The 26,720-nt window shown below is 67.1% G+C and carries 25 protein-coding genes; 15 read left to right on the top strand and 10 right to left on the bottom strand.

What is annotated here, in order from left to right; translation table 11 throughout:
• Nucleotides 1-60: 60 nt before the first annotated feature.
• Entirely contained in the window at nt 61-948 is an 888-nt protein-coding gene (locus CR105_RS11670; RefSeq protein WP_099788615.1) for a hypothetical protein, read from the top strand.
• A 46-nt stretch (nt 949-994) separates the two neighbouring features.
• Here the strand turns inward: CR105_RS11670 and CR105_RS11665 are convergent, their stop codons facing one another.
• Both CR105_RS11665 and CR105_RS11660 read right to left on the bottom strand, forming a co-directional pair.
• Nucleotides 995-1,987: a sensor domain-containing diguanylate cyclase gene (locus CR105_RS11665; RefSeq protein ID WP_099788614.1), complete on the bottom strand. Its 993-nt coding sequence runs from the start codon at nt 1,985-1,987 to the stop codon at nt 995-997.
• Nucleotides 1,988-2,098: 111 nt separating this feature from the next.
• Nucleotides 2,099-3,034: a sensor histidine kinase gene (locus CR105_RS11660; protein ID WP_099788613.1), complete on the bottom strand. Its 936-nt coding sequence runs from the start codon at nt 3,032-3,034 to the stop codon at nt 2,099-2,101.
• 164 nt (nt 3,035-3,198) lie between these two features.
• On the opposite strand from CR105_RS11660, the gene queE reads away from it, so the two are divergent.
• The 9 genes from queE (at nt 3,199) to nadC (ending at nt 11,750) form a co-directional block, all read left to right on the top strand.
• The gene (gene queE / locus CR105_RS11655) at nt 3,199-3,834 is read left to right on the top strand and encodes a 7-carboxy-7-deazaguanine synthase (RefSeq protein ID WP_099788612.1); all 636 of its coding nucleotides are present in this window, start codon (nt 3,199-3,201) and stop codon (nt 3,832-3,834) included.
• Nucleotides 3,835-3,849: 15 nt separating this feature from the next.
• Complete coding sequence (queD, locus tag CR105_RS11650) at nt 3,850-4,296, top strand: 6-carboxytetrahydropterin synthase QueD (protein WP_099788611.1); 447 nt, start codon at nt 3,850-3,852, stop codon at nt 4,294-4,296.
• Entirely contained in the window at nt 4,289-4,774 is a 486-nt protein-coding gene (gene tadA, locus CR105_RS11645) for a tRNA adenosine(34) deaminase TadA (protein ID WP_099788610.1), read from the top strand. Before queD ends, tadA begins: the two co-directional genes overlap by 8 nt.
• 87 nt (nt 4,775-4,861) lie before the next feature.
• The gene (locus CR105_RS11640) at nt 4,862-5,788 is read left to right on the top strand and encodes an alpha/beta fold hydrolase (RefSeq protein WP_099788652.1); all 927 of its coding nucleotides are present in this window, start codon (nt 4,862-4,864) and stop codon (nt 5,786-5,788) included.
• Nucleotides 5,788-6,702: an LD-carboxypeptidase gene (locus CR105_RS11635; RefSeq protein WP_099788609.1), complete on the top strand. Its 915-nt coding sequence runs from the start codon at nt 5,788-5,790 to the stop codon at nt 6,700-6,702. The genes CR105_RS11640 and CR105_RS11635 overlap by 1 nt, the downstream gene beginning before the upstream one ends.
• Nucleotides 6,695-7,972 carry an NAD(P)/FAD-dependent oxidoreductase gene (locus CR105_RS11630; RefSeq protein ID WP_099788608.1) on the top strand — a complete coding sequence of 426 codons (1,278 nt, stop codon included), beginning with the start codon at nt 6,695-6,697 and terminating at the stop codon, nt 7,970-7,972. The genes CR105_RS11635 and CR105_RS11630 overlap by 8 nt, the downstream gene beginning before the upstream one ends.
• 156 nt (nt 7,973-8,128) lie before the next feature.
• Entirely contained in the window at nt 8,129-9,727 is a 1,599-nt protein-coding gene (locus CR105_RS11625; protein ID WP_099788607.1) for an ABC-F family ATPase, read from the top strand.
• A 20-nt stretch (nt 9,728-9,747) separates the two neighbouring features.
• Nucleotides 9,748-10,884, top strand: a complete 1,137-nt coding sequence (gene nadA, locus CR105_RS11620) for a quinolinate synthase NadA (protein ID WP_099788606.1) — start codon at nt 9,748-9,750, stop codon at nt 10,882-10,884.
• Nucleotides 10,884-11,750, top strand: coding sequence for a carboxylating nicotinate-nucleotide diphosphorylase (gene nadC, locus CR105_RS11615; RefSeq protein WP_099788651.1), 867 nt, complete (start codon nt 10,884-10,886; stop codon nt 11,748-11,750). Before nadA ends, nadC begins: the two co-directional genes overlap by 1 nt.
• Here nadC and CR105_RS11610 read toward each other — a convergent pair.
• The 3 genes from CR105_RS11610 to nadB are packed head-to-tail and all read right to left on the bottom strand — an operon-like array spanning nt 11,747 to nt 15,151.
• Entirely contained in the window at nt 11,747-12,571 is an 825-nt protein-coding gene (locus CR105_RS11610; protein ID WP_099788605.1) for an NAD-dependent protein deacetylase, read from the bottom strand. The genes nadC and CR105_RS11610 overlap by 4 nt on opposite strands.
• An 11-nt stretch (nt 12,572-12,582) precedes the next feature.
• Nucleotides 12,583-13,479, bottom strand: a complete 897-nt coding sequence (locus tag CR105_RS11605; protein ID WP_099788604.1) for a DMT family transporter — start codon at nt 13,477-13,479, stop codon at nt 12,583-12,585.
• Nucleotides 13,480-13,534: 55 nt separating this feature from the next.
• The gene (gene nadB / locus CR105_RS11600) at nt 13,535-15,151 is read right to left on the bottom strand and encodes an L-aspartate oxidase (RefSeq protein ID WP_099788603.1); all 1,617 of its coding nucleotides are present in this window, start codon (nt 15,149-15,151) and stop codon (nt 13,535-13,537) included.
• Nucleotides 15,152-15,291: 140 nt separating this feature from the next.
• Here nadB and CR105_RS11595 point away from each other — a divergent pair, with 140 nt between their 5' ends.
• Together CR105_RS11595 and prsR are read left to right on the top strand one after the other, a co-directional pair.
• Nucleotides 15,292-16,719, top strand: a complete 1,428-nt coding sequence (locus tag CR105_RS11595; RefSeq protein ID WP_229413893.1) for a TIGR03013 family XrtA/PEP-CTERM system glycosyltransferase — start codon at nt 15,292-15,294, stop codon at nt 16,717-16,719.
• Between the two features lie 23 nt (nt 16,720-16,742).
• The gene (prsR, locus tag CR105_RS11590; protein WP_099788601.1) at nt 16,743-18,095 is read left to right on the top strand and encodes a PEP-CTERM-box response regulator transcription factor; all 1,353 of its coding nucleotides are present in this window, start codon (nt 16,743-16,745) and stop codon (nt 18,093-18,095) included.
• A gap of 16 nt (nt 18,096-18,111) precedes the next feature.
• Here the strand turns inward: prsR and CR105_RS11585 are convergent, their stop codons facing one another.
• Genes CR105_RS11585 through CR105_RS11575 form a run of 3 tightly spaced genes read right to left on the bottom strand, consistent with a single transcriptional unit; the run spans nt 18,112 to nt 20,005 of the window.
• Nucleotides 18,112-18,915 carry a hydrolase 1, exosortase A system-associated gene (locus tag CR105_RS11585; protein WP_099788600.1) on the bottom strand — a complete coding sequence of 268 codons (804 nt, stop codon included), beginning with the start codon at nt 18,913-18,915 and terminating at the stop codon, nt 18,112-18,114.
• Nucleotides 18,912-19,763, bottom strand: a complete 852-nt coding sequence (locus tag CR105_RS11580) for a hydrolase 2, exosortase A system-associated (protein ID WP_099788599.1) — start codon at nt 19,761-19,763, stop codon at nt 18,912-18,914. The genes CR105_RS11585 and CR105_RS11580 overlap by 4 nt, the downstream gene beginning before the upstream one ends.
• Complete coding sequence (locus CR105_RS11575) at nt 19,760-20,005, bottom strand: acyl carrier protein (RefSeq protein ID WP_099788598.1); 246 nt, start codon at nt 20,003-20,005, stop codon at nt 19,760-19,762. The genes CR105_RS11580 and CR105_RS11575 overlap by 4 nt, the downstream gene beginning before the upstream one ends.
• Nucleotides 20,006-20,317: 312 nt before the next feature.
• Here CR105_RS11575 and CR105_RS11570 point away from each other — a divergent pair, with 312 nt between their 5' ends.
• Together CR105_RS11570 and CR105_RS11565 are read left to right on the top strand one after the other, a co-directional pair.
• Nucleotides 20,318-22,159, top strand: a complete 1,842-nt coding sequence (locus tag CR105_RS11570; protein ID WP_099788597.1) for an asparagine synthetase B family protein — start codon at nt 20,318-20,320, stop codon at nt 22,157-22,159.
• Entirely contained in the window at nt 22,134-23,003 is an 870-nt protein-coding gene (locus CR105_RS11565; RefSeq protein WP_099788596.1) for a class I SAM-dependent methyltransferase, read from the top strand. Before CR105_RS11570 ends, CR105_RS11565 begins: the two co-directional genes overlap by 26 nt.
• On the opposite strand, the gene CR105_RS11560 is transcribed toward CR105_RS11565, so the two are convergent.
• Together CR105_RS11560 and CR105_RS11555 are read right to left on the bottom strand one after the other, a co-directional pair.
• A complete protein-coding gene (locus CR105_RS11560) occupies nt 22,930-23,838 on the bottom strand; it encodes a polysaccharide deacetylase family protein (protein ID WP_099788595.1) in 909 nt (302 codons plus the stop codon). The genes CR105_RS11565 and CR105_RS11560 overlap by 74 nt on opposite strands.
• Nucleotides 23,835-25,115 carry a putative O-glycosylation ligase, exosortase A system-associated gene (locus tag CR105_RS11555; protein WP_099788594.1) on the bottom strand — a complete coding sequence of 427 codons (1,281 nt, stop codon included), beginning with the start codon at nt 25,113-25,115 and terminating at the stop codon, nt 23,835-23,837. Before CR105_RS11555 ends, CR105_RS11560 begins: the two co-directional genes overlap by 4 nt.
• Before the next feature lie 156 nt (nt 25,116-25,271).
• Between CR105_RS11555 and CR105_RS11550 the strand changes: the two genes are divergently transcribed.
• Nucleotides 25,272-26,708 carry an oligosaccharide flippase family protein gene (locus CR105_RS11550; protein WP_099788593.1) on the top strand — a complete coding sequence of 479 codons (1,437 nt, stop codon included), beginning with the start codon at nt 25,272-25,274 and terminating at the stop codon, nt 26,706-26,708.
• Nucleotides 26,709-26,720 lie beyond the last annotated feature (12 nt).

Genomic DNA, 26,720 nt, shown 5'->3' with positions numbered 1-26,720 from the left:
CAGCCAGGGCGCCAAGTGGCTCGTAACAAGTGGCTCGGAACATTTTTCAAGGAACCCATCATGCAACGCACACTTATTGCAGTCTTCGCCAACCGTGGGGACGCGCAGTCCGCCATCGACGCGCTGGCGGCAGCCGGCTTCTCGCCGCAGCAGATGAACCTGAGCGCGGCCGATCCGACCGGCGCGCCGGCCCAGGCAGCGACAGCGCACAGCGAAGGCATCGGCGACAGCATCAGGAACTTCCTGGGCAGCATGTTCGGCACTGACGACAGCGAATACGTGCAGAAGTATTCGGACGCGGTCACGCGCGGGCACCACGTGCTGACCTTGAGCGCGCCCAACGAACCTGACGTCGAGCGCGCGGCCGATATCGTCGAGCGTTTCGGCCCGGTCGACATCGACGAGCAGGCGGCGGCATGGAGCGGCGGCGCGCCGGCCGGCGATACCGTGCGGATGGGCACGGACGCGCAGCATCAGTCCGCATCGATGTCGCAGCAGAGCATGGCGGGCGGGCAGGGTGCGGCGCAAGGCGCGCTAGGGTCGGTGCAAGGGCTGCGGGAGTCGATGCATGAAGCGACCGGCCAGGGGTCGCAGCAATTTTTCGAAGGCGCCGCCGGCCTCTCGCCGGTGCCCGCGCAGCGCCGCGGCGTGCGCGTGTTCGACCGCATGGACGATCCGTCGCAAGGCGCCGAGGCGGAAACGGCTGAGGAAATTGAAGCGTACTACCGCAGTCACCACACCGCCAGCGCCGCCGGCGGCGACTTCGACGACTACGAACCGGCCTACCGCTACGGCTCCGAGATGGCGGGTGGCGAGACCTATCATGGCCAGCCGTGGCGCGACGTAGAGCCGGCACTGCGCAGCGATTGGGAAAGCCGTCATCCCCATTCGGCCTGGGACAAGATGAAGGCGGCGGTGCGCCACGGTTGGGAGAAAATGACGTCCTGATCAGCGACGGGACCGCGATTGCCGGCGACTGGGCGCCGGCACGCGGTCAGCTCGCTTCCGCGAAGGGCAGGCTGATGCGGTTGCGCCCCATGTGCTTGGCGCGGTACAGGGCGGCGTCGGCGATGCCGACCAGCTGGCTGGGCGTGGCCTCCTGCGAGGCGATGGCAGTGGCGGCGCCGATGCTGACCGTAACGTTGCCGTCGGGGCCGCCGGCGTTGGCCACTTTCAGCCGCTCGACGCGGCAGCGGATGCGTTCGGCGACGATAGCGGCGCCTTTCAGCGATTCGTTCGGCAGGATCACGGCGAATTCCTCGCCGCCGTAGCGCGCCACCAGGTCGTTGGCGCGCATTTCGCTGGCCACGGCGGTGGCGATGCGCTTGAGGCATTCGTCGCCGCCGAGGTGGCCGTTGGTGTCGTTGTAGGCCTTGAAGTTGTCGACGTCGACCATCAGCAGCGACAGCGGCTGCTTCTGGCGCAGTGCGCGCGCCCATTCGGCGTGCAGCGTTTCGTCGAAGCAGCGGCGGTTGGCCAGGCCGGTCAGGCCGTCGCGGGTGGCCAGCTGTTCGAGCTTGATCTGCGCCATTTTCTCGTCCGTCAGGTCGCGCAGCGTCTGCACCACCGCCACCAGAGCGCCGCCGTCATCGAGGATCGGGCTGGCGTCGGCCGCCAGGTAGCGCCGTTCGCCCACGCGCGGCATCTCGCACCAGCTTTCGGCGCACAGCGCGGTGGCGTCATGCGGCTTGGCCTGGCGCGGATAGATCAGGCGGATTTCATCGGTGCGCTGCTGCATCACCAGGTCGGCGAGGCTGGGCCGCGGCTGGTCGTGGAAACTGCGCCAGTGTTCGGACGTGCCGAGTACTTCGCCGCTGGGCACCCCCGTGAGGCGCTCGCAGGCGCGGTTCCAGAGCATGACTTTGCAGCTGGTGTCGAGCACGAACGCAGGGACGGCCAGCATTTCGAGCAGCTTGTTGCCGAAGCTGCGGTCCTGGCTGGGGGCGGCAATGTCGGACGGCTGCGTTCTTGTTGTTGTCGTGTGCATGGAAGGTCCTGTAAAAAAACTATCCTGTGGGCAAAAGATTGACTACCGACAAGTTCCGATTTTGCTACGACGAGCTTGCCAATGCTTGATTTACAGCAAACGTTGGTCGGATCAGCCTGATTGAACTGCCGTCGGGCGCAACAGTGGTATCGACAGCGTCAGCGCCGTGCCTGCGCCCGGTTTGCTGTCGATGACGAACTTGCCGCCGACGGCGCTCACGCGGTCGGCGATGCCGGCCAGGCCGCAGCCATGGGTGGCGGGGTGGCCGGCCATGCCGATGCCGTTGTCGCGCACGTCCAGGGTCAGCAGGTCGCCGCGGCGCGTCAGTGCAATCTTCACTTCGGTTGCCTCGGCGTGGCGCGCCACATTGGCCAGCGACTCCTGCAGGATGCGAAACAGCATCGCGTCGATGGCGTGGTCAGTGATACCCATTAATGCTTCCGGGTCGGCATCGAGCTGGTGGCGGATGCCGTTGACCCGCGAAAACTCGGACAGGTGCCGTTCCATCGCCGCGCGCAGGCCGTGTTCCAGTTCCAGCGGGCGCAGGTCGTTGATGATGCGGCGCAGCGACTGGATCGTCAGGCCGAGCTGGTCGATCAGCGCGCCGATCTTGCGGTGGATCGGCGGATGGACGCCCTGGCTGCTGCCCTGCATCAGCGACAGTTCGATCTTCAGCGCCATCAAATGCTGGCCAAGGTCGTCGTGAATATCGCGCGCGATGCGGTTGCGCTCGCTGTCTCGCAGCTGGTCCTGCTGCAAGATCTTGCGGCACAGCGCCGTATGCGTCTGCTCCAGCGTTTGCTCGGCGAGGGCGCGAGCGCGGCGTTCGAGTTCAAGTTGAGATTGCGCAAACGCGAGCTGATCGTGAAATTGCAAGTGGCGCCGCAGCGCGGCATGGAAACCCCATCCCAGCAACGCCAGCCACAGGGCGGCGAGCGGCACCAGCGGCTGGGTAGGGGGCCACTTGCCGAGTGCGGCGGCCACTGCCAGGGCGAGGGCGGCCAGCGCAATGGCGCTGCCGGCGAGATGGCGCGTTGCAATCTTCATCACTTCCTTCACACATTGATCGAATCGTATGGCGTGAAGTTACATTGCTGTAGGAACTCGGGTCTTGTCCAAACTCAACAGTATCAGGAAGCGGCCGGAATGCCGCTTCCGCGACTGGTACGCAACGGCGCGTTATAATGGTCGGTTGACGATCGGGGTTTACAGTGACATACAGCATCAAAGAAATCTTCTACACGCTGCAGGGCGAGGGCGCCCACGCCGGCCGTCCGGCCGTGTTCTGCCGCTTCGCCGGCTGTAACTTGTGGACCGGACGCGAGAGTGACCGCGCCAGCGCCGTCTGCACGTTTTGCGACACCGACTTTGTCGGCACCGACGGCGAGCGCGGCGGCAAGTTCCCGGATCCGGCGTTGCTTGCGGCCGAAATCGACACCCTGTGGCCATCCGCCTACCCGGCCAGCAAGTACGTCGTCTTTACCGGCGGCGAACCGCTGCTGCAGCTCGACGACGCGCTGATTGCGGCGATGCACGCGGTCGGCTTCGAGATCGCCATCGAAACGAACGGCACCTTGCCGGTGCCGGCCGGGGTCGACTGGATCTGCGTCAGCCCGAAGATGGGCTCGACGTTGGTGGTCACCAAAGGCAACGAGATCAAGGTCGTGATTCCGCAATCGGGGCAGAACTTGCGCGCCTACGAGCAGCTCGAGTTCGACAATTTTTTCGTGCAGCCGATGGACGGCCCGCTGGCAGCCCACAACACGCGCCTGGCGATCGAAACCTGCAAGCTGCATCCGCATTGGAAGCTCAGCTTGCAAACCCACAAACTGTTACAGATACCTTAAGAGAAACAAGAAGCAATGCTCACCATTACCCGCAAGCTCGAATTCGATGCCGGACACCGGATTCCTGACCACAAGAGCCAGTGCCGCAACCTGCATGGCCACCGCTACACGCTGGAAATCACGCTGACCGGCGCCGTCATTGACGTCGAAGGCAGTTCCGACAACGGCATGATCATGGACTTTTCCGACATCAAGTCGCTCGCCAAGGAACACCTGGTCGACGTCTGGGACCACGCCTTCATCGTCTACGAGCGCGACGACGCGGTGCGCGAGTTCCTCGCCACCTTGCCCGGCCACAAGACGGTCGTGATCGACCGCATCCCGACTGTCGAGAACCTCGCGCGCGTGGCGTTCGACATCCTGAAAGCGGTCTTCAAGGATCGCTTCGGCACCGGCCTGCACCTGCACAAACTGGTGCTGCACGAAACGCCCAACTGCTGGGCCGAGATCACCGATGCCTGATATCGATTTCATGCAATTGGCGCTGGCGCAGGCGCGACATGCATGGACCCTGGGCGAAGTGCCGGTCGGCGCGGTCGTCGTCAAGGATGGCGAAGTGGTGGCTGTCGGCTGCAACCAGCCGATCGGACGCCACGATCCGACCGCCCACGCCGAGATCGTCGCCTTGCGCGCGGCTGCCGAAAAGCTCGGCAACTACCGGCTGCCCGGCTGCGAACTGTTCGTCACGCTCGAGCCGTGCGCGATGTGTTCCGGCGCCATGTTGCATGCGCGCCTGGCGCGCGTGGTGTACGGCGCCGCCGATCCGAAAACCGGCGCCTGCGGCTCCGTCCTCAACTTGTTCGCGCAAGAGCAGCTCAATCACCACACCGAACTGGTCGGCGGCGTGCTGGCCGATGAAGCGAGCGCCATGCTGCGCGGCTTCTTTGCCGAACGGCGCGCGCGGGCGCGCTCGCTGGTCCCGCTGGGCACGCCCGAGTAGGCCTGGCAGGCCCGATTTCGCACGCGCGCAGGTGCATCAAGCGGATCAATAATGGTATGCTGGACGCACGAGAACCAGCGTTCCATCATGCCCAACCTCACTGCAAACGGCATCAGCATTGCCTACGAGACTGCCGGCGATCCCAAGGGGATTCCGCTGCTGCTGATGATGGGCCTTGGCATGCAACTGACCGCCTGGCCGGACGACTTCGTCGATGGCCTGGTCGAGCTCGGCTATTACGTCATCCGTTTCGATCACCGCGATTGCGGGCTGTCCACCAAATTCGATACGGACGGCACGCCCAAACTGGCGCTGGCCTGGCTGCTGTCGCGGCTGCGCCTGCCGGTACGCAGCCGCTACCGCCTCGATGACATGGCGGCCGACGCGCTCGGCGTGCTCAATGCACTCGGCGTAGCCAGGGCGCACATCGTCGGCGTGTCGATGGGCGGCATGATCGGCCAGGTGCTGACGGCGCGCCACCCCGGGCGCGTGCGGACGCTCGCGTCCATCATGTCGACCAGCGGCAGGCGCGGCTTGCCTGGCCCGACGCCGGCGGCGCGCGCGGCGCTGACGCGGCGCCCGCCCGACACCACCGACCTCGAGCAACTGGCCGCCCACGGCGCCGCCATCTTCCGCGCCATCGGCAGCCCAGCCTACCCGACACCTGAAAAACTATTGCGCCAGCGGGTGGCGGCGGCGATGCGGCGCAACGTCTGTCCCGCCGGCCTTGCCCGCCAGATGCTGGCGATCATCGCCTCCGGTGACCGGGTGGCGCTGCTGAAACAGATCGAGCGGCCAACGCTGGTGATCCACGGCGCCGCCGACCCGCTGGTGCCGCTGGCGTGCGGCGTCGACACGGCGCGCCTGGTGCCCGATGCCCGGCTCGAGGTGATCGAAGGAATGGGGCACGACTTGCCGCCGCAACTGATCGAAAGGCTGCTTGCCTTGATCGACCAGCATGCGCGCGGTAAGATGGCGCCAGACAACCTTCCACGCCTCTTCGAAAAACAATAATGACAACACCACCTGGCATTGCCATCGTCGCGGTCGCCGGCCGTCCGGCCGACGATTCCGTCATCCCGCGCGGCATCGCACTGCTGGAGCGGCGCGGCTGCGTCGTCCACAACTATTACGATCCGGCGCAGGCGTTCCAGCGCTTCGGCGCCAGCGACGACGGCCGCCTGGCGCAGCTCGAGGCGGCCGTGGCCGACCCCGACGTCCAGGTGGTCATCGCGCTGCGCGGCCAGTACGGCCTGACGCGTTTGCTGCCGCGCATCGATTTCGACGCGGTGGCCGCCAGCGGCAAGATCTTCGTCGGCTTTTCCGACCTGACCGCCTTCCACATGGCGCTGTACAAGAAAACGGGTGGCCTCAGTTACGCCGGGCCGATGTTCGCCGGCGATTTCTGCGCCGCCGAACCGGTCGATTTCACGCTCGACAATTTCTGGCGGTGCCTGGCCGGCCCGACCCACACGATCACCGAAGTTGCGGCGGGCAATCCGAGCGTCAATGTGGCCGGCAAGATCTGGGGCGGCAACCTGGCGATGCTGGTCTCGCTGCTGGGCACCGACTATTTTCCGGAGATCGATGGCGGCATCTTGTTCCTTGAAGACATCGGCGAGCACCCGTACCGGGTCGAGCGCATGCTGCTGCAACTGATGCAGGCAGGCGTGCTCGGCCGGCAGCAGGCGCTCGTGCTGGGCGACTTTTCCGGCTACCGGCTCGGCCCGGCCGACCATGGCTACGACTTCGACGGCATGCTCGCCTATCTGCGCGCCACCTTGCCGCTGCCCGTTCTGACGGGGCTGCAGTTCGGTCACATCGACAAGCGCGTGACGATCCCGTTCGGCGCCGACGCGACCCTTGTATCGGACAGCGAACGATTCCGCCTGACCATGAGCGGCTACCCCACGCTCGGCGATGCCTGAGCCACTGCCCGGTCAGCATTACTACCGGGCGACAGCGGCCGCGGCCGACTACCCGGCAATCGATGGCAAGGCCGACTATGCGATCTGCATCATCGGCGGCGGCTTTGCCGGCCTGGCGACAGCGATGTCGCTGATGGAACGCGGCCAGCGCGACGTGGTGCTGCTGGAGGCCGCCACGGTCGGCTACGGCGCCTCCGGGCGCAACGGCGGCTTCGTGTTCGGCGGCTTCTCGCTCGGCGAGCGCGGCCTGGTCCGCGCGGTCGGCCTGGACAACGCCCGCAAGCTGTACGCGCTGACGCTCGACGCCGTCGCCACCATCCGCCGCCGCATCCGTCAATACGAGATCGACTGCGAGCTGCGCGAGGAGGGCGTCTACCTGGCCAACTGGTTTGGCGACGAGCGCATCCTCGACGCCCAGCAGCGCCTGATGGCCGACAGCCTTGGCGTCGAGTGGCAGCGCATCGGCCGCGCCGAACTTGCCGGCCGGCTGCTGACCGACCGTTATTCCGGCGCGCTGTTCGAGCCTGGCGCCTTCCACTTTCACCCGCTCAAGTATGCCCGCGGGCTGGCGCGCGCGCTGGCCGGCGGCGGCATCCGACTCCACGAGCAAAGCCGCGCCACCGGCATTGTGCGCGACGGCTCAGGTTGGCGCGTGCGCACCGCGGCCGGCGAGGTGCGCGCGCGCGACGTCGTGATCTGCTGCGGCGGCTACCTCGAGCGCCTGTCACCCCGACTTGCCGGCGCCATGCTGCCGATTGCCACCTACGTGATGGCGACCGAGGCGCTGGGCGAGCGCATGCAGACGGCGCTGCGCACCGGCGCCGCCGTCTACGACACCCGTTTCGCCTTCGACTACTACCGTCCGCTGGCCGACACGCGCCTGCTGTGGGGCGGGCGCATTGCCGTGCGCGAAAGGTCGCCCGCGGACGTCGCCCGGCTGCTGTATGGCGACATGCTGCGCGTCTACCCGCAACTGGCCGGCGTGAAAGTCGACTACGCCTGGAGCGGCAAGATGAGTTACGGGCGCCACAAGATGCCGCAACTTGGCCGCCTGCCCGACGGCCAGTGGTACGGCATGGGCTTCGGCGGTCACGGCGTGGCGCCCACCACCCTGGCCGGCGAAGTGCTGGCGGCAGCGTTGTGCGGCGACGGTGCCGATCTGGCCCGCTTCGCGCCGTGGAAACTGCCGCCGACGGGTGGTGCGGCGGGCCTGTTCGCCGCGCAGCTGACCTACTGGTACTACGAGCTGCGCGACCGCCTGCGCGAATAGTGCAAAAGCTGGTTTCAGGTCTGACATTCGGACATTTTGTCCGAATTTGTCGGAATGTCAGACCTGACACCCGAAATTCGCCGCCTGCCGCAGAAGTACAGCGCAAAATGGTAAAATAACCGGTTAATAGAAATCCTCGCTTAAAGGCTTTATCCAGTGCTCTCTACCGCAAATATCACCATGCAATTCGGCGCCAAGCCGCTGTTCGAAAATATCTCCGTCAAGTTCGGAGACGGCAACCGCTATGGCCTGATCGGCGCGAACGGTTGCGGCAAGTCGACCTTCATGAAAATTCTCGGCGGCGACCTCGAGCCGTCCGCCGGCACCGTCATGCTCGATCCGAACGAGCGCCTCGGCAAACTCCGCCAGGACCAGTTCGCCTTCGAAGACATGCGCGTGCTCGACGTCGTCATGATGGGCCACACCGAGCTGTGGAACGCCATCTCGGAACGCGATGCGATCTACGCCAACCCGGAAGCGACCGACGACGACTACATGCACGCGGCCGAACTGGAGAGCAAGGTCGCCGAATACGACGGCTACTCGGCCGAGGCGCGCGCCGGCGAACTGCTGCTCGGCGCCGGCGTGTCGATCGACCAGCACCAGGGCCCGATGAGCTCGGTAGCTCCAGGCTGGAAGCTGCGCGTGCTGCTGGCGCAGGCGCTGTTCTCGAATCCGGACATCCTGCTGCTCGACGAGCCGACCAACAACCTCGACATCAACACGATCCGCTGGCTCGAAGACGTGCTCAACGACCGTAACTCGACGATGATCATCATCTCGCACGATCGCCACTTCCTCAACCAGGTCTGCACCCACGTCGCCGACATGGATTACGGCACCCTGAAGGTGTATCCGGGCAATTACGACGAGTACATGTTTGCCTCGACCCAGGCGCGCAACCAGCAGCTGGCCAACAACGCCAAGGCCAAGGACAAGGTCGCCGAGCTGCAGGACTTCGTGCGCCGCTTCGCCGCCAACAAGTCGAAGGCGCGCCAGGCAACGTCGCGCGCCAAGCAGATCGAGAAGATCAAGGTCGACGACATCAAGCCGTCGTCGCGCGCCTACCCGTTCGTGCGCTTCGAAGCCGAGAAGAAACTGCACCGCCTGGCGGTGGAAGTGGAAGGCATCTCGAAGAAATACGACCACCAGCTGTTCAAGAACTTCAGCATCATGGTCGAAGCGGGCGAGCGCGTGGCCATCATCGGCGCCAACGGCGCCGGCAAGACCACCTTGCTGCGCGCCATCGGCGGCGACCTGTGCAGCCTGCAGCCGGACACCGGCCGCGTCAAGTGGGCCGAGAACGCCAACGTCGGCTACATGCCGCAGGATCCGACCGAGGAATTTCCACGCGATGAAGTGCTGACCGACTGGATCGGCCAGTGGACCAAGGAAGGCGACGACGACCAGGCGGTCCGTTCGATCCTCGGCCGCCTGCTGTTCGGCGGCGACGACGTGCGCAAGTCGGTCAAGGTGCTGTCGGGTGGTGAAAAAGGCCGCATGATGTACGGCAAGCTGATGCTCGGCCGCCACAACGTGATGCTGATGGACGAGCCGACCAACCACATGGACATGGAGTCGATCGAGTCGCTCAACATTGCACTTGAAAAATACACCGGCACCCTGATTTTCGTCTCGCACGACCGCGAGTTCGTTTCTTCGCTGGCCACGCGCATCCTGGAGATCAAGGAAGACGGCATCGTCGACTACCAGGGCGGCTACGAGGATTACCTGAAGAGCCAGGGCATCGATTAATTGCGACGGGAGATTTAGCCATGCAGAGCATCATGCCGATCAAGTCCGTCGAATACGACCATCCGAAAGCGGGCCTGTCGTGCACCGCGCAGGCCTGGGCGCGCGCTCCGGAGACGCCGAGCGCGGACGAGCGCAGCGAACTGAAAGACAAGATCCGCCGCCTGCTCAAGGAGCGCGAGGCGGTGCTGGTCGCCCACTACTACGTCGACGCCGACCTGCAGGACCTGGCCGAGGAAACCGGCGGGTGCGTCTCCGATTCGCTGGAGATGGCGCGCTTCGGGCGCGACCATCCGGCCAGGACGCTGGTGGTGGCAGGCGTGCGCTTCATGGGCGAAACGGCGAAAATCCTCAGTCCGCAAAAGCGCATCCTGATGCCTGACCTGGACGCGACCTGTTCGCTCGACCTGGGCTGCCCGGCCGACGAATTTGCCGCCTTCTGCGACGCCCATCCCGATCGCACCGTGGTCGTGTATGCCAACACCAGCGCGGCGGTTAAAGCGCGCGCCGACTGGATGGTGACGTCGTCGATCGGCCTCGATATCGTCGCCCACCTGCACGCGCAGGGCAAAAAGATCCTGTGGGCGCCGGACCGTCACCTGGGCGGCTACATCCAGAAAAAGACCGGCGCCGACATGCTGCTGTGGCAGGGCTCCTGCCTGGTGCACGACGAATTCAAGGGCGTCGAACTCGACCTGCTCAAGGCCGACTATCCGGACGCGAAGGTGCTGGTCCATCCGGAGTCGCCGGCCAACGTGGTGGCGCTGGCCGACGTGGTCGGCTCGACCACGCAGCTGATCAACGCGGCGCAGACGATGGACGCGACCACTTTCATCGTCGCCACCGACAACGGCATCCTGCACAAGATGCGCATCGCCGCGCCCGGCAAGCACTTCATCGAAGCGCCCACCGCCGGCAACAGCGCCACCTGCAAGAGCTGCGCGCACTGCCCGTGGATGGCGATGAACGGCCTGCGCAATTTGGCCGCGGTGCTCGAAAACGGCAATAACGAAGTGTTCGTCGATCCGGAAATCGGCAAACTGGCGGTCCGTTCGATCGACCGCATGCTCGACTTCGCGGCGGCGAAAAAGGCCAGGGCTTTGCCGACCGGCGAACTGGCACAAGAAGCAGCACTGTTTTCAGGAGTCGGGCCGGCATGATGAGTAACTTACGCAATCCGTACAAGGTGTTCGACGCTGCGCTGCAGTCGGCCTTCGAATCGAACCTGCTGGCGGCGCTGCTCGAAGACATCGGCAGCGGCGACCTGACCGGCAAGCTGGTACCGGACGACATCCGCGTGCGTGCGCGCGTGATCGTGCGCGAAGACGCAGTGCTGTGCGGCGCGCCATGGTTCGAGGGCGTGATGACGGCGCTCGACCAGAACACCGACATCGACTGGCAGTACGCCGAGGGCGACATGATGCGCGCCGGCAGCGTGGTGTGCACCATCGAGGCGGAGCCACGCTCGCTGTTGACGGCAGAACGCGCCGCGCTCAACTTCCTGCAGCTGCTGTCGGGTGTGGCCAGCGCCACGCGCCGCTATGTCGACGCGGTGGCCGGCACCAAGGCGGCCATCCTCGACACGCGCAAGACGCTGCCGGGCCTGCGCCAGGCGCAGAAGTACGCGGTGCGCGTCGGCGGCGGCCAGAACCAGCGCATGGCGCTGTTCGACGGCATCCTGATCAAGGAAAATCACATCGCCGCCGCCGGCGGCGTTGCCAAGGCGCTGGCCGCCGCGGCCGCACTCAACTCCGGCAAGCCGGTGCAGATCGAAGTCGAAACGCTGGCGCAGCTGGCCGAGGCGCTGGAGAACGGCGCCGTGTCGGTACTGCTGGATAATTTCGAGATCGATGCGATGCGCGAGGCGGTCAAGCTCAATGACGGCCGCGCGCTGCTGGAAGCGTCCGGCGGCGTCAACTTCGACAGCGTGCGCGCGATCGCCGACACTGGTGTCGACCGCATCTCGATCGGCAGCCTGACGAAGGACGTGCAGGCGACCGATTATTCGCTGCGCATCGTCGATTAATCCAGGCCCCTGAGCTGCCCGTGCAACGCGGGCAGCAGCTGTTCGGCCGAGGCGTCGAGCTTTAATGTCAGCAGGTCGTCGGCGCGCGTGATGCCCAGGTTGATGGCGGCGATTGGCTTGCCGCTTGCCGCCGCCATGCGGCAGAACCGAAACCCCGAAAACACCATCAGCGACGAGCCGACCACCAGCAAGGCGTCGGCCGCTTCAATGCGCGCCAATGCCGCGCGCGTCACGTCCGGCGCGACGCCGTCGCCGAAGAAAACGACATCGGGCTTGAGCGTGCCGCCGCAGTGGACGCAGTGCGGCACATGGAAGTGCTCCAGCGCTTCAGGCTGGACGTGGGCGTCACCGTCGGGCGCTGCCGTGGCCAAGGTTCCGGTCACGCCGGGATTGAGATCTTCGAGCAGGCCTTGCACGTAGCTGCGCGCAAAACCGGCATGGCAGTCGAGGCAGACGACCTGGTGGATGGTGCCGTGCAGTTCGAGTACGTCAGTGCTGCCGGCGCGCTGGTGCAGGCCGTCGACGTTCTGCGTGACGAGCACGCCCAGCATGGCGTCGGCCTGCAGCTGGGCGATGGCGCGGTGCGCCGCATTCGGTTCGGCGCGCGCCATGACCGGGTAGCCAATCATGCTGCGCGCCCAGTAGCGCTTGCGCACGGCCTCGGACTTGCGGAACTCCGGCCCCTGCACTGGAGCGCTACCGCGCCGCACGCCGTCGCGGCCGCGGTAATCCGGGATGCCGGAGGCGGTGCTGATGCCGGCGCCGGTAAGCACCATCACCTGGCGATGATGCTGCAAGAAGCTGGCCAATTGGTCTAGCATGGCGGTTTGCCTCAGCGCGACGACCAGGCGATGCCGCCGACGATCAGCGCGAACGCGGCGATGTGGTACAGGTGCGGCAGCTCGCCGAGAAAGGCCGACGACATCAGGGCCGCGAACAGCGGCGTCAGGTTGGTGAAGAATGCGGCCACCGTCGGCCCGGAGCGCTGCACGCCGGCGCCCCAGCAGCCCATCGCGATCACCGCCGGGCCGATCGCCACGAACAGCAGCGCCGCTGCCACCTGCCAGCTCCAGTCGATGTGCACATCGCGCACCGACCATTCGACGCCGGCCAGCACGCCCGACCACATGACGCCATACACCACCTGGCCGAGCAGGAATGCGGCCCAGTCGCGGCGGATCTCGGGATTGTCCTTCGGCTGCATCAGCAGCCAGCTGTAGAACGACCACGAGATGGTGGCGAGGATCATGTAGACGTCGCCGGCCACCAGCCGCAGCGCGGCCAGCTGGCGCCATTCGCCGCGCGAGAGCACCAGCAGCACGCCGGCAATCGACAGCACCGCGCCGACCATCTGGCTGCGCCGCACTGGTTTGCCGAAGCAGAGGGCGCCGACCAGCAGCATCCAGACCGGCATGCCGGCTGCGACCAGCGTGACGTTGATCGGCGTCGACGTTTGCAGCGCCAGGTACTGCATCGAGTTGTACAGGCCGACGCTGAGCAGGCCGAGCATGCTGTAGCGGCGCCAGTCCCTGACCAGGCCACTGCCGGGGCGCAGGATCGCATAGCCGATCGGCACCAGGATCAGCGCCGCGATGGCCCAGCGCAGCAGGTTCAAGGTCATCGGCGGCACGGCGTCGCGCACCAGCCGGCCGACGATGGCGTTACCGGCCCACAGCAGTGGCGGTATCGTCAGCAGCAGGGCGGTGGAGGCGGTCAGTTTGCGGTTCATAAGCTGGGAAAGAAAAAACCCGCTGGTCAGCGGGTCGTTGTAATGGCGCTTGCGGTCAGCGCCGCGGCGGCGTCAGGACGCTTGGCAGCGCCTTCGGCAAGGTGGCGGGGAAGTCGCGGCTGAAGTGCAGGCCGCGGCTTTCGTGGCGCGACAGCGCGCTTTGCACGATCAGGCCGGCGACGTCGACCAGGTTGCGCAGTTCGAGCAGGTCGTGGGTGATGCGGAAGTTGCGGTAGTACTCGTCGATTTCCTCCTTCAGCATGACGATGCGGTGCTGCGCGCGCTCGAGCCGCTTGGTGGTGCGCACGATGCCGACGTAATTCCACATGAAGCGGCGCAGCTCGTCCCAGTTGTGCGAGATGACCACTTCCTCGTCGGCGTTGGTGACGCGGCTCTCGTCCCATTGCGGCAGCGCCGGCAGCTCGAACTTGGGCTGGGCGGCGACGAACTGGGCGCAGGCGCGGCCGATGACCAGGCACTCGAGCAGCGAATTGCTGGCCAGCCGGTTGGCGCCGTGCAGGCCGGTGCAGGCGGTTTCGCCGACTGCGTACAGGCCCTGCAGATCGGTGCGTCCGGCCAGGTCGGTGACGATGCCCCCGCAGGTGAAGTGCACGGCCGGCACCACCGGAATCGGTTGCTTGGTGATGTCGATACCAAGCTCCAGGCAGCGCGCGTAGATGGTCGGGAAGTGCTCCTTCAAGAACTCGGGCGGCTGGTGGCTGATGTCGAGGTTGACGTAGTCGATGCCGCGCTTTTTCATCTCGAAGTCGATGGCGCGGGCGACGACGTCGCGCGGGGCCAGTTCGCCGCGCTCGTCGTGCATCGGCATGAAGCGCGTGCCGGCGGCGGCGCCGGCCTCCGGCGGCAGCAGCAGGCGGCCGCCTTCGCCGCGGATCGCTTCGGTGATCAGGAACGACTTGGCGAACGGGTGATACAGGCAGGTCGGGTGGAACTGGATGAACTCCATGTTCGACACGCGGCAGCCGGCGCGCCAGGCCATCGCGATGCCGTCGCCGGTGGCGGTGTCGGGATTGGTGGTGTACAGGTAGGTCTTGCCGGCGCCGCCGGTGCACAGCACCGTGTGTTCGGCTTCGAACGTCAGCACGTTGCCGGTTTTTTCATCCTGCACGTACAGGCCCAGGCAGCGCGGCGTGACCGCTTGCGCGTGCGCGGAGCGGGCGCCAATCTTGTCGGAGCTGATGACGTCGATCGCGCAGTGCTGCTCGAACAGCGTGATGTTCGGGTGCGCCCGCACTTTCTGTTCGAGCGTGAGCTGCACCGCGTGGCCGGTGGCGTCGGCGGCATGGATGATGCGGCGCTGGCTGTGGCCACCTTCGCGCGTCAGGTGAAATCCCATTTCGGCGGAGGCGTCGCGGGTGAACGGCACGCCTTGCTCGATCAGCCACTCGATCGCTTCGCGGCCATGCTCGACGATGTAGCGGGTGGCCGGTTCGTCGCACAGGCCGGCGCCGGCAACCAGGGTGTCGTTGATGTGCTCTTCGTGGCTGTCGCCCGAGTCGAGCACGGCGGCGATGCCGCCCTGGGCCCAGTTGCTGGCGCCGTCGAGCAGCGCGCGCTTGGAGATGATGGCAACCGTGCGCGTCTGCGCCAAATGCAGGGCGACCGACAGGCCGGCCAGTCCGCTGCCGACAATAGCGACGTCAAATTTCATGGGAATTCGCGGTGATGTGTACAGAGCATCACTATAGACGATTTGCCGGTGGCGTGCCGGACGGTCGTTTCCACCGAGCTTGCTTGTCCCGAATCAATGCCTCTTGAGCAATACTCCGCCATCATCGTAGGGGCGGCAGCATGCCTACGCGCGGCCGCAACGTGCCGGGAGGAGCCGTGATACGGATCTTTAATCACTACGTTTCCAAGATGGCGTTCATATTGCTGGTGCTCGAACTGGCGATGCTGCTGGCGTCGGCCAGCCTGGCGTCGGCGCTGTGGTTTTCCGACGTGCGCGACCAGTTCCGCGCCGATAACCTGTACCTGTCGTCGCTGACGTTCGCGCTGGTGATCATCTTCAGCATGAGCGCGCTGGGCATGTACCAGCACAGCGCGCGCGAAGGTATCCGCACCACCTTGATCCGCATCATGCCGTCGTTCGCGCTCGGCTTCGCGCTGTTGTCGGCGCTGATCGCGGTGCGTCCCGAGATCTACTTCGGGCGCGGCATCAGCAGCGTGATTTTCGCGCTCGGCGCCAGCGGCGTGCTGCTCACGCGCCTGGTGGTGTTCAAGTCGGCCGAATCGGCGCTGCTGGAGGCGCGCCTGATCTTTGTCGGCAGCGGCCCGCTGGCGCGCGAGTGCATGGAGCTGGCGGCGAGCAAATTCGGCTTCCACCAGTTTCACGTGGTCGGCTGCGTGCCGCTGCCGGGAGAGCCGAACTGCATCGGCCAGGCGAACCTGCTGCCGATGGGCGACTCGCTGCTGGAAATGGCGCGCCGCTACGAGGCGAGCGAGATCGTCGTCACCGTCACCAACCGGCGCGGCAGCGCCTTCCCAATCCGCCAGCTGCTCGCCTGCGCGCTGGGCGGGGTCAAGGTGATCGACGCGGCCACCTTTTTCGAGCGCGAGGCGTGCCAGATCCGCATCGACTCGCTGCAGCCGAGCTATCTCATTTTCGGCGGCGGCTTCGACCAGAGCTTCATTTGCGCTAGCTCGAAGCGCCTGTTCGACCTGGCCGCCAGCAGCGTGATCGGGCTGGTCACCTTGCCGGCGATGCTGGTGGCCGCGGCCAGTATCGCCTGGGAGGACGGCGGCCCGGTGTTCTACCGCCAGGAGCGCGTCGGCAGGGACGGGCGACTGTTCGAGGTGTTCAAGTTTCGCAGCATGCGCAAGGATGCCGAGGAAGGCTGCCCGCCGACCTGGGCGGCGCCGGACGATCCGCGCATTACCCGTGTCGGCCACTGGCTGCGCATGCTGCGCATCGACGAGCTGCCGCAGCTGTTCAATGTGCTCAAGGGCGAGATGAGCTTCGTCGGGCCGCGCCCGGAGCGCGCCTATTTTGTCGAGCGCCTGATCGGCGAGGTCCCTTACTACAACGTCCGGCACAGCATCAAGCCGGGCATCACCGGCCTGGCGCAGGTGCGCTACAAGTACGGCGCCTCGACCGAGGACGCCATCCGCAAGCTGCAGTACGACCTGTACTACGTGAAGAACAACAGCCTGTTCCTCGACCTGCTGATCCTGATCGATACGGTCCAGGTGGTGGTATTCGGAAAAGGCAGCCGCTAGCAATCTTACGAAGGAGCGATTGAATGGGTAAGCCGAAACTGCTGGTGATCGAGGACGACCTTGGACTGCAAAAGCAGCTGCGCTGGAGTTTCGACGCCTACGAGGTGGTGCTGGCGTCGGACCGCGAGAGCGCGCTGGCGCAGGTGCGGCGCCACCAGCCGGCGGTGGTGACGATGGACCTGGGCCTGCCGCCGCATCCGGACAGCGCGACCGAAGGCCTGGCCACGCTGCAGGAGATCCTCGAGCACGCGCCCGATACCAAGGTCATCGTCCTGTCGGGCAACCAGGAGCGCAGCCACGCGCTAAAGGCGATCAGCCTGGGCGCGTACGACTTCCACCAGAAGCCGTTCGACGCCGACCTGCTGGGCCTAGTGATCAGCCGCGCCTTCAATCTGCACCAGATGCAGCAGGAGAATCGCCGCATGCTGCAGATCGAGGCCGATTCGCCGCTGGCCGGCATCGTCACGCGCGACGTCGGCATGCTGCGGCTGTGCCGCGACGTCGAGCGGGTGGCGCCGTCGTCGGCCACGGTGATGCTGTCGGGCGACTCGGGCAGCGGCAAGGAGCTGCTGGCGCGCGCGCTGCATACGATGGGCGGGCGCGGCGCGCATCGCTTCGTCGCCATCAACTGCGCGGCGATTCCCGAGGAGCTGCTCGAGAGCGAACTGTTCGGCCACAAAAAGGGGGCGTTTACCGGCGCCGGCCAGCAGACGTTGGGCAAGCTGGAAATGGCGCATGGCGGCACCTTCTTTCTCGACGAAGTGGGCGACATGGCGCTCGCACTGCAGGCCAAGCTGCTGCGCTTTTTGCAGGAGCGCGTCATCGAGCGGCTCGGCGGGCGCAGCGAGATCGCGCTCGACGTGCGCATCGTCTGCGCCACTCACCAGGACCTGAAGGCGCTGGTGCGCGAGGGACGCTTTCGCGAGGACCTGTACTACCGGCTCAGCGAAATCGTGCTGCGGCTGCCGTCGCTGCGCGAGCGCGGCGGCGACAGCGTGCTGCTGGCGCACCACTTCCGCAACCGCTTCTGCGTCAGCGAAGGGCGGCCATCGATGGCGCTGTCGGAAGCGGCGCTGCAGGCGATCGAACAATACCCGTGGCCGGGCAACGTGCGCGAGCTCGAACACTGCATCCGGCGCGCCGTGATCATGGCCGACGGGCCGCGCATCGGCCTGGCCGATCTCGACCTGCCCGGCGTAATCGAGCAGGAAGCGCCGGTCAACCTGCGCCAGGCGCGCGATGCGGCCGAATACAAGGTAATGGTGCTGGCGTTGGCGCGCGCGGACGGCAATATCGCAAAAGCGGGTGAACTGCTCGGCGTCAGCCGCCCGACCGTCTATGACCTGATGCACTACCACGGCATCCGCGGCGGCTAGGCGCCGGCGGGGCGCCTTACCAGGACATGAGCCAGTTGGCGCTGGCCTCGGCCACCTGGTCGCGCCATTTCTCGCTCGAGAAGGTGTGGTTGGCACCTTTGACGTCGACCCGCTTGGCGCGCACGTTGTGGCGCGCCATCAGGCGGGCGAATTCGGCCGCCGTCAGGTCTTCGCCGCTGAGCACCACCATCACGCGGCCTTCGAAACGGGCCAGGCCGTCGAGCACCCGCTGCGGCAGCAGCGAACCGCGGTCGCTGGCGGCCAGCCTGACGTTCTGCCGCAGCGCGCTGGCGCTGGCGCTAAAATCGAGCTTGCCGCTGGCGACCTTCTTCCAGAACGCTACTTCACCGAGCCGCGCCGGGTAGTAGTGGCGCAGCATCGCGCGGGCGGCCCCTTCGGGGGTACGCACCCATGGATTGAGCAGCACCAGGCCGGTGACCCGTTCGTCGCCGGCGGCGTAAAAGGCAGCGGCAGTGGCGGCGTCGCACAGGCCCCAGATCACCACTTCGCGCAGCTCGGGCACCTGCATGAAAAACGTCCGCATCGCGGCCTGGATGTCTTCGTTGATGTGATCGAAACTGCGCGGCTCGCCTTCGCTGTCACCCATGCCCCTGCGGTCAAAGCGCATCACCGGTATGCCGCGCTTGGCCAGGGTGCGCGACAGCATGGCGAACTGGCGGTGACTGCCGACCCGGTATTGCGGTCCGCCGGTAAGTATCAGCACGCCGCGCGGCAGCGGGCGCTCGGGCACCTCGACGATTCCGACCAGGCCGCTGCCCTCGCAGGTAAAGCGCAGCGCGCGCTGTTCGGGGCTGCTCATGACAGCACGGCCGGAGCAAATACGGCCGTGGTGGCGGCCAGCAGCGCGGGACACTCGGCGATGTCGCTGGTGGCCCAGAACGGCACGCCGTCGACCGGGTGGAAGTACAGCTTGACGCCGAGCGGCGCCCAGCGCTCGGCCAGCCGCGCGGCGCCGGCCGACAGCCGACGCGCAGCCGGCGCGCCGCTGGCAAACCAGTGCACGGTGCACGGCAGGAGCTTGAGGTTGACCGCATCGCAGGCGTCGATCCCGCGCACCATCGCCGCGTCGAGTTCGTAGCCTGCCACTTCCAGCCTGCCGGCTGCGGCCAGTTCGGCGCGCAGCGCGGCGGTGCTGCGCGGCGCGGCGGGGTCGTCGCGGTCCATGCCGGTGGCCAGGCGCAGGCGCAGGAACTGGTTGATGCAGGTACGTCCGCTGACGAACGGCTGCCACAAGATGACGTCGTCGACCTTGCGGGTGGTGGCGAAATCGAGCGCCAGCAGCGCGCCGAGCCGCGCGCCCCACAGGTGCAGCGGCCCGCTGGTGCGGTCCGAGACCCAGTCGGCGGCGACGGCGAGGTCGCGCTTCCATTGCTCCCAGCGGCCGGAGTGGAAGTCGCCGCAGCTGTCGCCGCAGCCGAACAAGTCCATCTGCAGCACGGCAAACCCCATCGCGGCAAACGCGCGCGCCTGCTGCGCTGCCATGCGGCGCGTCTTGTTCATCTCTTCGGCAAAAGGGTGCACGTACAGGATGGCGCCGCGCGCCGGCACGCTCTGGCTGGGCGGGTGGTACAGGCAGAAACGGGTACCCGGATCGACGTTGAAGAAAAACGGCTCGGCGTGGGAAGTGATGAGTAACGGGGCGTTCATGGCGCTAGCATCTCCTGCACGAATTCGGTGAGGCTGCCGACCGTGGCGAAGTGGCGCGCACGGATGTCGTCGTCGTCGACGGCGATGCCGAAGTGGTCTTCCAGCGCGGCGATCACGCTGATGACGGCCATTGAATCGAGTTCCGGCAAACTGCCCAGCAGCAGGGATTGAGCGTGCAGGTGGGCAGTATTGACGCCCAGCGAGTCGCCGAGGATGAGCTTGACGGTGTCAAGATGTTTCATGCCGGTTCCAGCCAAAAGGGCAACGTGGCTGCGCCGAAGCGGTGGGCTTTGTTGCAATGTTAAATCGCGGGTAAGTCGGTGAGCCCTGGCTCAACGAACATATTAATTAGACACCCCTGAAATTGCGCCGATCTTGATAGCGCACAAGCTACCGACTCAGCCGTATTGATTGACTAGTGTCAATGAGCCGGGCGCGCTTTTTCTCAATGATGGATTCCTTGACGCAAGGCTTTTTGAGGAAGCCATGGCCGAGTTACCAGATCATTTCAACCCTGTCGCGGCCAGCCGCACGCCGGCCGCCAGGGCGATGCCGTGAGCGGCTTGTGCGGCTGGTTTTCGCACGATCCGGGCGCGCTGCCGATCGAGCAGATGGCAGCGCCCCTGTGCCGCTTCGGCGGCGCGACGCTGCGGCTCGGACAACATGGTGCGGGCGCGCTGGCACTGGCCGCCGGTGCCGGCAGCGGCAGCCTGCTGCACGAAGACGGCCTGCTGGTTGCCGCCTGGGGCGCGCCGGCCGAGACGGTGGCGCGGCTGTGGCGCAGCCACGGGCCGAAGCTGTGTTCGGCGCTGTCGGGCCACTTCGTCTTCGCCCTGCTCGACGAACAACGCGACGAGGCCTTGCTGGCGGTTGACCGCAGCGCGTCGCGGCCGCTGTTGTATCAGCAGGTCGGCCGCACGCTGGTGTTTGCCAGTTCGGCCGAGGCACTGGTGCAGCACCCCGCAGCGCGACGCGAGATCGATCCGCAGGCGCTGTATAACTACCTGTACTTCCACGGCGTGCCGGCGCCGGCGTCGATCTACAAGGGCCAGCGCCGCCTGCTGGCCGGCGAGTCGCTGCATTTCCAGGGCGGCAGGCTGGCGCGTACGCGTTACTGGAAGCTGCAGTTCCACGAGTCGCTGGCAGAGGGCAGTGCGGACCTGAAGCAGGAGATGATCGACACCGTGCGCAGCGCCAGCGCGGCGGCGCTCGGCGGGCAGAGCGGCGCCGTGCTGCTGTCGGGCGGGCCAGGCAGTGCTGCGGTGGCGGCGCTGTTAAACGGCAGCGGCGCCGAAGCGGTGCGCACGTATTCGGTCGGCTACCATGGCGACGACGACGGCACGCTGGAACGCGCGCGCTCGCTGGCGCGCCTGCTTGGCACCGCGCACAAGGAACGCGCGATCGGCGCCGCCGAGGTGGCCGACGCGATCGCGCGGCTGGCCGCCGGCTTCGACCAGCCGCTCGGCGACCCGGCGGTGGTGGCCACGCTGTACGGCGCCGAGCTGGCGCGCGCCGACGGCGCGCAGCGCCTGCTGGGCGGACACGGCGCCGCCGAACTGTTCGGCGCCAGGGCGCAGTACTCGCAGCAGGCGCGCCTGTCGCAGTACGAAAAGATCCCGTCGGCGCTGCGCCAGACGCTGGTCGAGCCTTTGCTGTTCCAGCTGGCCGGCGGCGTCGGCGGCGCCCCGCTCAGGCGTGCGCGCAGCTATATAGAACAGGCGATGACCGGCCTGCCGGGCCGGCTGCAGGCCGGCAACCCGCTGCATGGCTACGGCAGCGCCGAAGTGTTCGAGACAGCATTTCTGGCCGGCGTCGATCCGACCGCGCCGGCCGCGCTGCTAAGCCAAAGCTGGTGGCTGTCCGACGGCGCCAGCCAGGTCAGCCAGCTGATCGCGCTCGACCTGCAGTACGCGCTGGCCGACGTGCAGCTGCCGTCGATGGCCAAGGCGTGCGAGCTGTCGGGACTGGAGGCGGGCTTCCCCTACCTGGCCGACGCCGTGGTGGCGTTTGCGGCGCGCCTGACGCCGCGGCAAAAGCTCGACGGGGTCAAGTCGAGTCCCTTTTTCCTCGACGCCGTGCGCTCGCTGCTGCCGCGCAGAGCAGCGCAACAGCATGGCGCCGCGGCGATGCCGTTCGGGCTCTGGCTGCAAAGCGAGCCGCGCATGCGCAGCCTGGCCCTCGACAGCCTGTCGGACCTGAAGCGGCGCGCGATCGTGCGGCCGGCGTTCATCGACACGCTGCTCGCTGCCCGGGTGGCCGAGCATCCCGCCTATCACGGCAGGATGGTGTGGCTGCTGATGATGCTCGAGCAGTGGTTCAGCCAGCGCCGTTTCGGCACCGTGCACACACCGATGATCAGAAAGGCCGAGGATGCTGCGGAAACCTGCCGTCAGTGAGCCCGGGTGGAACACCGGCAGCCACGCCAATTTCTACCGCTACCAGGCGGCGCACAGCGAGGCAGCGCCGGCCCGGCAGCGCTTCGCCGCGATCCAGGTGGCGCTGCTGAAGGTGCTCGACGGCGCGGCGCGGCCGCTGAACGTGGCCGACGTCGGCTGCGGCGCCGGCAGGCAGGCGCACTTGTGGGCCGCCCAGGGCCACCAGGCGTTCGGCGTCGATATCAACGAGGCGCTGGTGGCGCTGGCGCGCCGGCGCGCCGCGGCGGCCGGCCTTGACATCGTGTTCGACGTCGCCGCCGCCAATGCGCTGCCGTGGCCGGACCAGTCGATGGACGTGTGCATCCTGCCCGAGCTGCTCGAACACGTGGCCGACTGGCGCGGCTGCATCGCCGAATGCCTGCGCGTGCTGCGTCCCGGCGGCGCGCTGTACATCAGCACCACCAACGCGCTGTGCCCGCGCCAGCAGGAGTACCGCCTGCCGCTGTATTCGTGGTACCCCGGCTTCGTCAAGCGCCGCTGCGAGCAGCTGGCGCGCACCACGCGCCCGCACCTGGCCAACTACGCCACTTACCCGGCGCTGCACTGGTTTACCGTGTACGGGCTGCGGCGCCATCTCGGCCACGCCGGGCTGCGCTGCCTGGACCGCTTCGACCTGGCCGGCCTCGCCGGGCGCCGGGCGCCGGCGCGCGCAATCCTGGCGCTGGTGCGCGCGGTGGCGCCGCTGCGCTTTTGCGCGCACATGGCCACGCCGTACACGGTGCTGCTGGCGCTCAAGCCGGCGGCAGCAGCAGATTGCGCGCCATGCGCAGCAGAAAGCGGCCGGCACCGCGATCCCACGGCGTAAAGCGCGGCAGGTAGAACGGATCGCTGCCGGCGCGCGCGGCGCCCCATGCGGTGGTGACGGCGCCGGCGAAACCCTGGCTGCGCAGCATGGCGGCGTGGCGTTCCTCGAAATCGTGCCCGGGCCGGCCGTTCGGATAGGCAAACATCTTCACCTCGGCCTGGATGATGTCCTGCAGCCGCGCGCGCCCGCCGGCGATTTCGGCGCGCGCGGCCGCGTTCGAAATCGACGCCAGGATCGGGTGGCTGATCGTATGGGCGCCGATCTCCATGCCGGCGCGGTGCAGCGCGATGAGCTGGTCGGAGCTGAGCATGGTGGGCGTAAAGCGCTGCGCCATGCGCTTGACGCGCTCGATGCGCTCCTCCGGCGGCAGGTACTTGAGGGCGGCGATCAGCATGTCGATCACCGCGCGGCGCCGCACCGGGCAGCCGATATCGAGGATGCCGAAGCCGGCGCGCCCGAGGTCGATGCGATCGCCCGGCGCATTGCGCACCGCTTCGATCACCGCGTCGTTCCACATGCAGCCGCCGTCGAGAAAGCCGCTGGCGACGAAAAACGTCGCGTTGACGCCGTGGCGCCGCAGGATCGGCAGCGCCACCTCGGCGCTGTCGGCGTAGCCATCGACGAACGTGATGCAGGCCGCGCGCGGCGGCAGGCTGCGCTCGGCCAGCCGGCGTACCGCCTCGGTCAGCGGCATCACCCGGAACCAGCGGTGCACCAGCTGCATGTGCTGCTCGACGCGCCTGGCGTCGACCTGTTCGGGGAACAGCCGGTCCGGTCCGGCCAGCACGCGGTGATAGATCAGGATCGACAGCGGCAGCTGCAGCTTCAGCTTCATGCCAGGGCCTTCGCCGGCGCGCCGGCCGCATGCGCGGCCGGCACCGCCAGTGCGCGCTCGACCAGCACGCGGGTGGTCACCAGGATGCCGACCAGGTAGTAGGGGAGATCGAAGTACGCCAGGCTGAGGAAGGCGCCGCCGACGGCGAAGCCGGTCAGGCTGGTCTGGATCATCGCGGCCAGTCCCGCCGCCCAGCGCAGTTCTGCCACCGGGGCGGCGTGACGGATGATCCAGGCGGCGTCGCGCCACGCCAGCAGGCCAAGCAGCAGGTACAGCGCCAGACCGACGAAGCCGTGCTCGCCGAGCATCTGGAAGTAGATGCTGTGGGCCGCATGCAGGTCGGCCGGGTTGGGCGCGTAGATGGCAAACACCGGCTCTTCGTAGATGGCGAAGCCGCCGCCGAAGAAGCGGTCGCGCGCCAGGTTCCACGCCATGCCCCAGGCGTTCAGGCGCCCCTGCGCCGAGCCGTCCGCCTGGTAGCTGCGGATCGACTCCATGCGGCTGCCCCACTCGGGCGGCATGAAGGCGATCAGCAGCGGCGCGGCCGTCGCCAGCATCACGGCGGCGGCCATCTTGCTGCGGCTTTTGAGCCACAGCACCAGCACCATCGCGGCGATCGCCAGCAGCGCGCCGCGCGAATAGGCGCCCAGCGCTGCCAGCGCGCACAGCAGCATCGATGCGGCCAGGGCGTGCCGGACCCAGCGCCGCGTGCTGTGCTGGCGCAGGAATACCATCAGCGGAATGACCATGATCAGCGCCAGCGCGATGGCGTTGTTGTCGCCGATGAAGGTGCCCGCCGGGCCCCACACCCGGTTGCCGCCGCCGCTGCGCAAGGTGAACACGCCGCCCTTGACGCCGTAGTAGCCGAGCGAGATGGCCAGCACCCACACCAGGCGGCGGATGTCGCGCTCGGACTTCACCAGCATCATGCACACGAAGCTCATCAGCATGATCTTCATGACCTTCCACCACATCTCCAGCGACAGCTCGGGGAACATCGAGAACGGCAAGGTGGCGCACATCCACGCGGTCAGCGCGAGCATGACGCGGCTGACGTGGGTCGACGGCAGGCGGCGCGGCTCGCGCGTGATCAGCATGCTCGCCATCGTCACCAGCGCGACGACCAGCGCGAACGGGAAGGCGGTGGCGAAACCCCAGCCTTGCGTATGCGGGTTCATCACGCTGATCCAGACCCATAGCAGGGCGCCGTTGACGGGCGAGCGCAGTACCCAGGGAAGAGCGCCGAACACAACGAGGGTAACGAGGATGTCGCGCACGGACAGGACTCCTTGACACCACGCAACAATAGCGCCGGGCTCATCGCTAGACTGGAATTTTGTGGTTGAGGCAATACTAGATCAGGGGGAAACGCGCTTGTTGACCGTTCTCATGGGCATCCGCAATGGCGCGCCAGCCCTGCCGAAGGCGCGGCCATGAGCACCACGCGCGTCTCGCTGCTGTTTTCGTTTGTCGAAAAATACGTGCTGGTGCTGCTGTCGCTGGCCGGCGGCATGATCATCTCGCGCCTGCTCACGCCCACCGAGACCGGCATCTATGCGGTCGCCGCGGTGCTGCTCGGCGTGGCGCAGGTGCTGCGCGACTTCGGCGCCGGCCAGTACCTGGTGCAGGAGCGCGAACTGACCGAGGCCAAGCTGCGCGCGGTGCTCGGCGCCAGCTTCCTGTTCGCCTGGCCGCTGGCGGCGCTGATCGCGCTGCTCGGCTACCCGCTGGCCAGTTTCTACCGCGAGCCGCAGCTGGCGCCGTTGCTGCAGCTGTTGGCAGTGAACTTCGTGCTGCTGCCATTTAGCTCGGTGATCCTGCCGATGCTGCGCCGCGAGATGCGCTTTGGCGCCATCTGCGCGATCAACCTGACGCATGGCCTGTGCAGCGTGCTGGTGTCGGTGACCCTGGCCTGGCACGGCTTCGGCTTCATGAGCATGGCGTGGGGTTCGGTGGCGGCAACGGGCGCGGCGCTGCTGCTCAGTTTGTGGCTCAGTCCGCCGCGGATGCCGTGGCTGCCGGCGCGCGCCGGCATCGGCCGGGTGATCGTGTTCGGCGCCTACGCCACCGGCGGCAACCTGATCGACGAAGCCGGCGCCGCCGCGCCCGACCTGGTGATCGGCAAGATGATCGGCATGGATGCGGTCGGCATCTTCGGCAAGGCGATCGCGGTGCTGGCGGTGTTCCACAAGGCGATCACCAACGCCGTCACGCCGGTGGTCTATCCGCTGTACGCCGCGCACGTGCGCGGCGGCGGCGACGCGCGCGAAGCCTACCTGCGCACGGTGAGCTACATGACCGCCTTCGCCTGGCCGTTCTTCGCCTGTGTGGCGGTGATGGCGCTGCCGATCCTGCGGCTGCTGTACGGCGAACAATGGGACGCCGCGGGGCCCTTGATCCGCATCATGTGTTTCTCGTCGGCACTGTATAGCATCTCCTGCATGTCGCGCTATTTCCTCGTCGCGATCGGCCAGGCGGCGCCGCAGGCGCGGCTGGACGGCATGACGGTGATGCTGCGCATCGCACTGCTGATGCTGGCGGCGCCGTTCGGGCTGTCGGCGGTGGCCTGGGCCATCGTCGGCGCCACCGTGTTCCGCGTGACATTCACCATGCGCTGCCTGACCCGGCTGGGCGGCATCAGCATCGCGCAGGTGGCGGCGGCCTCGTTCAAGGGGCTGTTGCTGACCGGCCTGGCGGTGCTGGCGCCGTTGTCGGTGCTGGCGCTGTCGCCCGATTCGCCGGCGCTGGCGGTGGTGGCCGGGGTCGCCAGCGTGCTGCTGTGGTTCGCCGGCATCGTGTTGGTCCGCCATCCGCTGATCGACGAACTCGACCTGGCGCGCCGCAAGCTGGCCGCGGCGCTGTCGCATTAACCCGGAGGCGCC

It is taken from the genome of Massilia eurypsychrophila, from assembly GCF_002760655.1.
Classification (GTDB): Bacteria; Pseudomonadota; Gammaproteobacteria; order Burkholderiales; family Burkholderiaceae_D; genus JAFCUW01.
This window is presented reverse-complemented; position numbering and strand designations above follow the sequence as displayed.